This window comes from Bradyrhizobium vignae, assembly GCF_004114425.1.
GTDB classification, from domain to species: domain Bacteria; phylum Pseudomonadota; class Alphaproteobacteria; order Rhizobiales; family Xanthobacteraceae; genus Bradyrhizobium; species Bradyrhizobium vignae.
This window is the reverse complement of the sequence record NZ_RDQF01000036.1, coordinates 65,351-75,056: the sequence shown is the minus strand read 5'-3', so window position 1 is coordinate 75,056 and position 9,706 is coordinate 65,351. Positions and strand designations below refer to the sequence as shown.

Sequence of the window (9,706 nt, the reverse complement as noted above, 5' to 3'; positions counted from 1 at the left end):
GTCGCTTCGCGACGGCCCTACGGGCCGACCTTGACTCGATCTGCGCGCGCCATCCTACGTGCTCCACGGTCGGGACGAAGAGCTGGCCTGCAATCGAACAAAGAGCTGAACAAACCGCCTTGACACATCCAGACTATCTCCGCGCAAAAAGACTCTGGATTGCATCGTCGCGAAGGGCGCCTCGCAATGACGGCGGAGAGAGGTCAGTTGAACTCCGCCTCCACCGTCCCCAGCCCATCCAGCTCCATCCGCACCTTGTCGCCGGCCTTCAGCCACAGCGTCTTCACCAGGCTGCCGGTGAGCACGAGCTGTCCCGCGTGCAGCCCCTTGCCCTCGGCGGCGAGATGGTTGGCGAGCCAGGCGAGTGCGTTGTGGGGATGGCCGAGCACGTCGGCGCCGGTGCCATGGCTGACCTCCTCGCCATTGAGGATGGCGCGGCCCTTGACGGCCTTCAGGTCCGGCACCGACGAGCGCGGAACCGAGGGACCCAGCACGCAGCCGGCGGCGAAGAAATCGTCGGCGATCAAGGTCGGCGCGCCCATCGTCTCCCACTGCACGTAGCGGTCGTCGACGATCTCGATCGCGGGGTGGTAGGCCTCGACGGCCTCGCCGACCCATTCGGCCGTGAACGGCGCCTCACCGGCGGCGAGGTCTCGCTGCAGCCGCACCGCGATCTCGCATTCGACGCCGACCCGGACATAATTGGAGGCGGCGAGCTTGGCGCCGCTGTCATGGACGTCCTTCTGGAACACGCCGCCGCCGCAAGGGTGCGGGATGCCGATATACTCCTGCATCACCTGGCTGGTGCAGCCGATCTTGTAGCCGATCAGCGGGCCGACATGCGGCAGCAGGAGATCGTGCAGCGCGCGCTGCACCTGATAGCCCTCCGCTTCATCAACCGGAGGACGCTCCAGCGCCGCGAGCGGCGCACGATTGCGGCGCGCCAACGCGATCGCCTTTGCGGATGCGAGAATCCTGCCCATCGACGCCGCCTCCCACGCTACACAGTCGAAGGCGGCACTTCAGCATCCCCGCTCCGCCCTGACAAGCGCGCCCGGCCCGGGGACAACCGCCTCCTGCCCGCGTTTAAGGAAATATTGAGTGGGTGGAGACTTTATGAAGCCGCGCCACCGGCAGCTCTCGCAACATGCGCGCGAGACGTGATTACGGCGATGCTTGATGCAGCTGGATCAAAGTCTCAACTCCGGAGTCGATCTCGTTGATGCGACTCGCAAAATCGCCCGCACCCGAAGTGAAGGCTGTTTATCATCCGAACTCACGTGAGCTCGGAGCAGCCGGGCCTAGGCCGTTGATCGCGATTCATTTTTGGCGATCGCACCCACGTGCTCACACGCGTGGGAAGCGATAGGCAAACGCCGATCACGGCGCCAAGCGGCGCCTTGCGTCCCAAAAACAAAGAGCCGCAACTCTGCGGCTCGGGCTCTATTCGTCGCGATAAACCTTCTCGCGTTTCTCGTGGCGCTCCTGCGCTTCCACCGAGAGCGTCGCGATGGGCCGGGCCTCGAGCCGCTTCAACGAGATCGGCTCCCCGGTTTCCTCGCAATAGCCGTAGGTGTTGTCCTCGATGCGCTGGAGCGCGGCGTCGATCTTGGCGATCAACTTGCGCTGGCGGTCGCGGGCGCGGAGTTCGATGGCGCGGTCGGTTTCGGACGATGCCCGATCGGCGAGATCGGGGTGGTTCACGTTCTCCTCCTGCAACGCTTGCAGGGTGAGCTTGGACTCTTTGAGGATCTCATCCTTCCAGGCGAGGAGCTTCAAACGGAAGTACTCCTTCTGCCGGTCGTTCATGAAAGGCTCTTTGTCGGTCGGTCGGTAGTTTTTCAACTTTTCCAAGGGCGGCCTATCTTTTTAAGCAACGACTCGCGAACGGAACGAGGTCCGTTGAGCCGGGCCTTATATAGTGGCCTCCGGTGACAGACAATATTTCCCTGATGGTCCCGCGATCGCCCCCAAGCCCTTGCACAGGAAGGTTTATCCTGGAGGGCTTCGGGGGGCCTGCGGGCTCAGTAGCCGACCGTGAAGCGCTGCCTCAGATGCGCCGGCCGCTCGATCTCGTCGGCGAGTGCAATTGCGTAGTCCGCGAAGGTGATCCAGCTTTTCCCGTTCGCATCTGCGAGAAGCTGATCGGTCCCGAGCCGGAACTTGCCGGTCCGCTCCCCCTCGATGAAGAGGGCCGAGGGCGAGATGAAGGTCCAGTTCAGGTCCTTTTCCTGCCGCAGCAGGTCGAGGAAGTCGGAACCCTTTTCGGCCTCCGCCTTGTACTGCGCCGGAAAACCGGGGGTTGTGACCAGCTTCACGCCTGGCGCGACCTCCAGGCTGCCGGCACCGCCGACAACGACATAGCGTCCCACCTTGGACTCCTTCGCCGCACCGATCAGCTTGAGCGCATCGCTGGCCAGGAAGTGCACGGAACTGATGGCGACGTCGTGCCCCGCCCACAGCCGGGCCAGGCCCGCCTGGTCGAGCACGTCACCCTTGGTGGGCGTCACGTTCGGCAGTGCGGCAATCTTCTCCGGGTTCCGGGCGATGGCCGTGACCGTATGGCCGCGGCGGGACAGTTCCTTGGTGATCTCTGACCCGGCCCGACCCGAGGCACCGGCGATTGCGATTTTCATGGAAGGTTCCTTTGCTTGACTTTCGGTAACTAGTGGAAACTAGATATCGTAAAGAATGCTGGTGTTAAGAGAGCACTTTGTGCTTACCTGATTACGCAGGAGTAACCGGCAGGCAACCGCAAGGATTCAGAGGACCCGACGATGAAACCCGATGTCTATGCAGCGAACTGTCCGACGCGCCAGATCCTCGATCGCGTCGGCGACAAATGGGCGGTGCTGATCCTGCTGTTGCTGCGCGAGGAGCCGATGCGCTTCAATCAGTTGCGGCGCACGATCGAGGGCATCTCGCAGAAGATGCTGAGCCAGGTTCTCAAATCGCTTGAACGCGACGGCCTGATCAAGCGCCATGCCATCGCGACCGTGCCTGTGACGGTGGAGTACTCCATCACGCAGCTCGGGCTGACGCTGGCGGCGGCGGTCGATCCCTTACGCGATTGGGCCGAGCAGAATCTGAAAGACGTGCTCGCCGCTCAGCGTCGCTACGACGCGCAGCAGAAGGAGGAAGCGGCGTAAGTGCGCGAAGAACTCCTGAGGGAGTCCCGTCATCCTGAGGCGCGAGTGGCGCGATGCAAAGCATCGCGCCGGGAGATGTACGGCCGAGGTGCCGCGCCGAACACTGATGTCCTCGCGCAAGCGACGGGACCCTCGCCTTCGAGGCCTCCGCTACGCTCCGGCGCCTCAGGGTAACGGATCACTATCAAGCCCGCCCGGCCTTCGCCAGTTCGACCTCGACGCGCAGCTCGATCTCGGACAGCACCGCATCGAGACCGGCATCACCCGAAGACGATTTCAAATTCGCAGCAGCATCGCGCAGGCGCATCACGGTCGAGGCGTCGAGATTGCCGGACAATAGCCCCATCTTCAGATCATCGAGCACGTCGAGCGCGGTCCTGCCCCGGGCAACCGAGCGCTTGCGGCGCTCGACCGGATCCTCCTCGACGCCCTGCAGCGCCAGCAGCGCATCGATGTTGGCGGTTGCCTTCGGTGCCGCAGCGCTCCGCGTCTCCTGCGCCGAGGAGGTATCCGGCAGCACGAAGGTGCCGGAGGCGGTTCGCCTGGCCTGGCTGGCCGGCGTTCCAAGCGTGGTGCCGTTCGGTCCGTAGATGCGCATCGGAGAGAATCCGGGTGATCGATGCGCCACATTCGCCGTTTTATGGTTAACGGCGCGTAAACGGCCCGGCAAAATCTGCCGACAGGCGGCAGTTTCGCTCCTCACGGACAACGCCCACTGGCACCGGTCGAAACAGATTATTCAACCTATTCAATCGGCTAACCCCACTGCCGCGCGTTGGCACAGCGCTCGCAAGGACAGCGTCGGACCAGCTCGTCATGGGAGTGTCGCAGAGGGTCCTTTCGATTTGAGAGGCCTCGGGGAGCAGAGGATGCCAGGCGTTCGTTGGGTGAGGATTGTTGGGATGGCCTGCGCCGCGCTGTCAGCGCTGGTGCTCACGGTCACGTCAGCGGCCGCGACCTCGCGCATCAAGGATCTCGCCAATATCGAGGGCGTGCGGCAGAACCAGCTCATCGGCTATGGCCTCGTCGTCGGCCTCAACGGTACCGGCGACACCCTCAACAACATCCCTTTCACCAAGCAATCGCTGCAAGCGATGCTCGAGCGCATGGGCGTCAACATTCGCGGCGCCACCATCCGCACCGGCAACGTCGCCGCCGTGATGGTGACAGGCAACCTGCCGCCTTTCGCCACCCAGGGCACGCGCATGGACGTCACCGTCTCCGCGCTCGGCGACGCCAAGAATCTCCAGGGCGGCACCTTGCTCGTCACGCCCCTGTTAGGTGCCGACGGCAATGTCTATGCCGTGGCGCAGGGCTCGCTCGCGATCTCCGGTTTCCAGGCCGAGGGCGAGGCCGCCAAGATCGTGCGCGGCGTCCCGACCGTCGGACGCATCGCCAACGGTGCCATCATCGAGCGCGAGATCGAGTTCGCGCTCAATCGGCTGCCGAATGTCCGCCTGGCGCTGCGCAATGCCGACTTCACGACCGCCAAGCGCATCGCAGCCGCAATCAACGACTATCTCGGCGTCAAAACCGCCGAGCCGATCGATCCTTCGACGGTGCAGCTGTCGATCCCGCCGGAGTTCAAGGGCAACGTCGTCGCCTTTCTCACCGAGATCGAGCAGCTCCAGGTCGATCCCGATCTCGCCGCCAAGATCGTCATCGACGAACGGAGCGGCATCATCGTGATGGGCCGCGACGTGCGCGTCGCCACCGTCGCGGTGGCGCAGGGCAACCTCACCGTCACGATCTCCGAGAGCCCGCAGGTCAGCCAGCCCAACCCGCTGTCGCGCGGCCGCACCGTGGTCGCGCCGCGCAGCAGCGTCACCGTCAGCGAAGACGGCAAGAAGTTGGCACTCGTCAAGGACGGTGTCTCGCTCCAGCAGCTCGTCGACGGCCTCAACGGTCTCGGCATCGGTCCCCGTGACATGATCAGCATCCTCCAGGCCATCAAGGCCGCCGGCGCGATCGAAGCCGACATCGAGGTGATGTGATGCAGACCGGCGCGATCAATACCCCGCACCTCACGACCTACTCCCCGGTCTTCTCCGTCGAGAGCCGCAACGGCCGGCCGGACTTCGAGCTCGCCGCCGCGCTGCAAAAGGTCTCGCCGCAGCAACAGGCCAAGGCGCAGAAGACCGCCACCGATTTCGAGGCGATGTTCCTCAACAGCATGTTCTCGCAGATGACCTCGGGCGTGAAGGGCGAGGGCCCGTTCGGCGACACCCCCGGCACCGGCGTGTGGCGCTCGATGCTGACCGAGCAATACTCGAAGAACTTCGCCAAGGCCGGCGGCGTCGGCGTCGCCACCGAGGTCTACCGCACCCTCATCCTGCAGCAGGCCAAAACGATCCGCACGGCATAAGGTCAAACGAGATGAACCATTTCAACGCCTCACGTCAGCCGATGCCTGCCCAGCGTCCGAACATCGCACCCGGCAGCACCGAGGCGCGCAAGCTCGCCGAAGACCTGATGGACGCAATGAGCGCCCTGCTCGGACTGATCGAGCGCGAGACCGAGCTGGTTCGCGCCGGCCAGGTCCGCGAGGCGATGACGCTGGAGAGCAAGAAGCAGGAGTTGTCGCGCAATTACGTCGGCGCCGTCAGCCAGTTGAAGGCGAACCAGACCCAGCTCGCGAAATCCGCGCCGGAGCTGCTTTCGACGCTGCACCGCCACCACGATGCGTTTCGCGCGATGCTCCAGGTCAATCTCACCGTGCTCGCGACCGCGCATGCGGTCTCCGAAAGCGTCGTGCGCGGCGTCAATGCCGAGATCCAGAAGCGCAACGTGCCGAACACGTATACGGCCGCCGGACGCCGCGCAGCGCCGGGTCCGCGCCACATCACCCCGCTCGCAGTCAGCCGCTCGCTCTGAGCGCGCACGGGAACAAGCGACAATTTTAGGAAAAACCGCGCGGCGATATCGTCGCGCGGTTAGGCACGTTTGCTTACCGGGTCTTCAAACCTGGTGTTCCATGGTTGCGCTATTAGAGGGGTTGGGATTTGACTCAAGCAAGGCAACCAGGAGGCTGCCATGAGTACAGATTTCAGCATCAGGCCGGTGGGGATTCCGGCGCCCACGCAGATTGTACCGACGTCCAATGCGGCGGCGAATGAAGCTGTGCAAACGGATCTTCCGGTGAGCCGGACGGTCGCCGCGGCCGACACGAGCGCGCCGGTACGCAATGCTTTGCCGAACCACGACAACATCTCACGCCAGGTCGTGTTCGATCAGGCGGCCGCCTCCTTCGTCTTCCAAGTCGTCAACGAGAAGACCGACACGGTGGTGAACCAGTTCCCGGACGAGGCGATGCTGCGCCGGCGCGCCTATTTCCATGCCCTGGACATGAAATCCGAGCCTTCGCGCCCGCTCAGCACGGACCGCAGCGCCTGACGATCACTGCTTCGGCATCGTGAGGCCGTGCTCGAGGCCGCTCGCGCAAGCCGCGTGTTCGCCGACCTCCCCCGTCACGTCCCCTTTACGGCCGGCCGGACAACCCGGCAGCGATGTTGCGGTTGATCTCGATCAGCGGACGGAAGTGATCGAACTGCGGGCTCATCTGCAGCGCGGCGGTCTGGCTCAGCACGAATACGCTGATATTGGCGATCTTCTGCCGGATGTCGAGCGGCTGCGGATTGGTATCACGCATCGCCTCGCTCAAGAAGATGGTCCAGAGCTTGCGGTTGAACATCAGGGCCTGCATAGTCTGCTCGCTGAGCGGATTGGCGTTGTTCACCGCGTCCTGGAGCTTGTTGGCGGCCTTGAGCAGGGTCTGCGCCTCGATGTCGCGAGGAGATGCGGTGGTCGTTGCAACACGCGCATAAGCCGAGGCAGCGGAATTCGACATCAATCACCTTGGACGTTACCTAGCGCTTTGGAAGCGCTTAAGGATTTCTTTCCCAACCCTAGGCAGCACCGCTTAAGATTTGCTTACGTGTGTGCTTGGAAGCACTCCGGACAATTACGGGGCGCGGAGCTCTTCGTCGACGCAAACACTAGATGCACGCAAGTAAACTCGCCTGGCGTGATGCGTGTCGATTTCGGCTAATCCAGCCTTAGCGATCTCCCTCAAAAGAACGGCGGAGCGTTAGCCCCGCCGTACATCTCGAGCAGCGAACTTGCGCTCTCGAAATTAGCGGAGCAGCTGCAGCACGCTCTGTTGCGACTGGTTGGCCAGCGACAGCGCGGAGACCGCGATCGACTGCCGAGTCGACAGCGCCTGGCTGTTCGCCGCTTCCTCGTTGGTGTCGGCGAGCGTCAGGTTGGACGAACCCGTTTGCAGCACGTTGATCAGGTTCTTGGAGAAGTCCTGACGCACCTGCACGATCGAGAGATTCGAGCCGAGCGCCGAGCCTTCCGAGCGCAGCGTGCTGGAGGCGGCGTTCAGGCTGGCCAGCACCTTGTTGGTCGCGCCATTGTCGATGAAGTCGACGCCGTTGACGAGGTTGCTGAGGCCAAGACCCGCCGCGTTGAACACCACGCCGTTGATGCTGAGCGTGGAGGAGCCGGTCTCGTTGAACACGAGCTTGAGCGTATCGCCGTTGAGCAGGTTGACGCCGTTGAACGAGGAGTCCTGCGAAGTGGTGTCGATCTGCGCCAGGATGTTGTTGAATTGGTTGACGAGGTTGGAGCGCGCGGTCTGCGCGACGGGATCCTGCACCGGCGGCTGGGCGGTCGTGAAGGCAACCGTGCCGGTGATCGTGCCGCCGACGACGCCGCCCGCGGTCACGGAGCCGAGCGTTGAGGACGCATATTCGTTGACGGTGGTGATCGTGAGCACGCCATTGGCGTCGATCGTCGCCGTCAGGTGGTTGGCCTGGAGCTGGTTGTTGAGCTGATCGAGCGTCTTCACGGTGCCGTTGGTGCCGTCGCCGAAAGTCACGTTCACCGGCTTGCCGCCGTTGAAGGACGTGAAGGTCAACGTCTTGCCCGAGATGCTGCCGGGACCCGGCGCGCGCCCCGCGGTAAAGGCCGTGCCGGTACCGGTCGGGCCGGTCAGGCCGAACGCGGACAGCGCATTACCCGTTCCGGTGATGGAGAGATCGGCCGTGGTGCCGGTGCTGAGCTTGAGAGCGCCGTTGACGACCGAGGACAGCGTTGAGCCGCTCGCGGCGGCCACGGCGCCGCCGCTGACGATGCCGGCTCCCGAGGCCAGGTCGATCGCGTTCAGGGAATCCTGAACGGTTGCGCCCTGGAGATAGACAATGGAGTTGCCATTGTTGTCCGTCACGATATTGCCGATCTTGGTCGACCCCGTCGGCGCGGCAGCAGGGACCGCCGCATTCTTGAATGTGACCGTCTTGCCGTCGACGTTGAGCGTGGAGCCGTCCTGAACCAGCGTGCCTAGCGTCGTCGGGTTCGTGAGGCGGGCCTTGGTCACATTGACGTTGCCGGAGCCAGTCGCGGTCGTCAAACCAAGCGCCTTGAGGAAGTCGGCCTTGCCGGTGATGCTGAGGTCGGCGCCGGTACCCGTGGTGAGGGTGAGCTGACCGCCGGCAATCGAGGCATTCGCACCCGAGGAGTTCGACAGCGTCGCCGTGCCGCCCGTGATCGCCGCGGTCTGCACGCCGCTTGCAAGATCGATCGCGTCCATCACGTCCTGGACGGTTGCGGCCGGGGCGGCGTTCGTTCCGAGGTAAACCGTGGAATTGCCGTTGCCGTCGGTGACGACGTTGTTGTTCTTGCCGGAGCCGGCGGGAACGTTGGCGACAGCCGGCGCAGCCCCGGCCCTGAAGGTGATGGTCTTGCCGTCAACGATCAGCACATCGCCATCGGACGGAGCGCCGTTGGCCGCGATGGTGGTGGCGCTCGGCGTGCCCAGCAATTTGAGATTGGTCGCAAGGCTCGCGGCGTTGCCGGCTCCATCCGGAGCGGCGTTGCCGGTCAGGGATTGCGAGATGCCACCGAGCGTGGTCGCGCCGGTGATTGGGGTGGTACCGCCGGCGGTACCATTGGTGACGACATTGCCGGTCGCCGTTGCATAGGTGTAGCTGGTTGTGCCGCGCAGATCCGCCGGCGTCGCACCGGGGATCGTGGTCGAAATGTTCGATTTAGTCGAGTAGCCGACCGTGGTCTGCAGCGCCTGGTTAGCGATCGACTTGGCGCTGTCGATCAGCTTCTGCAAGGAGGTGATGCCGGTGTTGGCCGCCTGCAGCACCTGCACGCCGTTGTTGATGCCGTCGAGCAGGTTGCTGATGTCGCTCGCCCGGTTGTCCAGGCCCTGCGCGGTGAAGAAGTTGGTCGGATTGTCCAGTGCCGTGTTGACCTTCTTGCCGGTCGACAGTCGGGACTGGGTGGTGGCGAGCAGGTCCGCCGTTGATTGCAGCGACAACAGGTTCTGACGAACTGACGCCGAGAGAACGATGTTGGACATTGGCGGTCTTCCTCTTGAACCGGATACGAATCGGGCTCGCCGATCTGGAAAGCGGGCTTTGATGGAGTCTTAGAGGTTGTCCTTTAAAGTATGGTTAACGGCGACTTAAGGGATAGGGTTAATGCCGGGTTAGCGGCTCCCGTCGCCTTCCCAACCAACAAAAAAGCGGCGGGGCCGAAGCCCC

General features: G+C 63.7%; 11 protein-coding genes. 5 read left to right on the top strand and 6 right to left on the bottom strand.

Annotated elements, in window-relative coordinates; all coding sequences use genetic code 11:
- Nucleotides 1-203: 203 nt before the first annotated feature.
- From EAV90_RS26010 to EAV90_RS26000, 3 genes are all read right to left on the bottom strand, one after another.
- Nucleotides 204-983, bottom strand: coding sequence for a 2-keto-4-pentenoate hydratase (locus EAV90_RS26010; protein ID WP_122402425.1), 780 nt, complete (start codon nucleotides 981-983; stop codon nucleotides 204-206).
- Between the two features lie 460 nt (nucleotides 984-1,443).
- Nucleotides 1,444-1,809: an RNA polymerase-binding protein DksA gene (dksA, locus tag EAV90_RS26005; protein ID WP_085966600.1), complete on the bottom strand. Its 366-nt coding sequence runs from the start codon at nucleotides 1,807-1,809 to the stop codon at nucleotides 1,444-1,446.
- 215 nt (nucleotides 1,810-2,024) lie between these two features.
- Nucleotides 2,025-2,636, bottom strand: a complete 612-nt coding sequence (locus EAV90_RS26000) for an NAD(P)-dependent oxidoreductase (RefSeq protein WP_122402424.1) — start codon at nucleotides 2,634-2,636, stop codon at nucleotides 2,025-2,027.
- A 141-nt stretch (nucleotides 2,637-2,777) separates the two neighbouring features.
- On the opposite strand from EAV90_RS26000, the gene EAV90_RS25995 reads away from it, so the two are divergent.
- Nucleotides 2,778-3,149 (top strand): winged helix-turn-helix transcriptional regulator, encoded by a 372-nt coding sequence (locus EAV90_RS25995; RefSeq protein WP_027552655.1) that lies wholly within the window; start codon nucleotides 2,778-2,780, stop codon nucleotides 3,147-3,149.
- 184 nt (nucleotides 3,150-3,333) lie between these two features.
- Here the strand turns inward: EAV90_RS25995 and EAV90_RS25990 are convergent, their stop codons facing one another.
- Nucleotides 3,334-3,747 carry a flagellar assembly protein FliX gene (locus tag EAV90_RS25990; protein WP_122402423.1) on the bottom strand — a complete coding sequence of 138 codons (414 nt, stop codon included), beginning with the start codon at nucleotides 3,745-3,747 and terminating at the stop codon, nucleotides 3,334-3,336.
- A gap of 271 nt (nucleotides 3,748-4,018) precedes the next feature.
- Here EAV90_RS25990 and EAV90_RS25985 point away from each other — a divergent pair, with 271 nt between their 5' ends.
- The 4 genes from EAV90_RS25985 to EAV90_RS25970 all read left to right on the top strand — a co-directional run bounded on the left by EAV90_RS25985 (nucleotide 4,019) and on the right by EAV90_RS25970 (nucleotide 6,542).
- Nucleotides 4,019-5,143 (top strand): flagellar basal body P-ring protein FlgI, encoded by a 1,125-nt coding sequence (locus EAV90_RS25985; RefSeq protein WP_122402422.1) that lies wholly within the window; start codon nucleotides 4,019-4,021, stop codon nucleotides 5,141-5,143.
- A complete protein-coding gene (gene flgJ, locus EAV90_RS25980; RefSeq protein WP_122402421.1) occupies nucleotides 5,143-5,514 on the top strand; it encodes a flagellar assembly peptidoglycan hydrolase FlgJ in 372 nt (123 codons plus the stop codon). The genes EAV90_RS25985 and flgJ overlap by 1 nt, the downstream gene beginning before the upstream one ends.
- An 11-nt stretch (nucleotides 5,515-5,525) precedes the next feature.
- Complete coding sequence (locus EAV90_RS25975; RefSeq protein ID WP_122402420.1) at nucleotides 5,526-6,023, top strand: hypothetical protein; 498 nt, start codon at nucleotides 5,526-5,528, stop codon at nucleotides 6,021-6,023.
- A gap of 159 nt (nucleotides 6,024-6,182) precedes the next feature.
- Nucleotides 6,183-6,542 carry a hypothetical protein gene (locus EAV90_RS25970; protein WP_122402419.1) on the top strand — a complete coding sequence of 120 codons (360 nt, stop codon included), beginning with the start codon at nucleotides 6,183-6,185 and terminating at the stop codon, nucleotides 6,540-6,542.
- An 85-nt stretch (nucleotides 6,543-6,627) separates the two neighbouring features.
- Here EAV90_RS25970 and flaF read toward each other — a convergent pair whose 3' ends face one another.
- Together flaF and EAV90_RS25960 are read right to left on the bottom strand one after the other, a co-directional pair.
- Nucleotides 6,628-6,996, bottom strand: a complete 369-nt coding sequence (flaF, locus tag EAV90_RS25965; RefSeq protein WP_122402418.1) for a flagellar biosynthesis regulator FlaF — start codon at nucleotides 6,994-6,996, stop codon at nucleotides 6,628-6,630.
- A gap of 285 nt (nucleotides 6,997-7,281) precedes the next feature.
- On the bottom strand, nucleotides 7,282-9,522 hold the full coding sequence (locus EAV90_RS25960; protein ID WP_122402417.1) for a DUF1522 domain-containing protein: 2,241 nt from the start codon (nucleotides 9,520-9,522) through the stop codon (nucleotides 7,282-7,284).
- Between the last annotated feature and the right edge of the window lie 184 nt (nucleotides 9,523-9,706).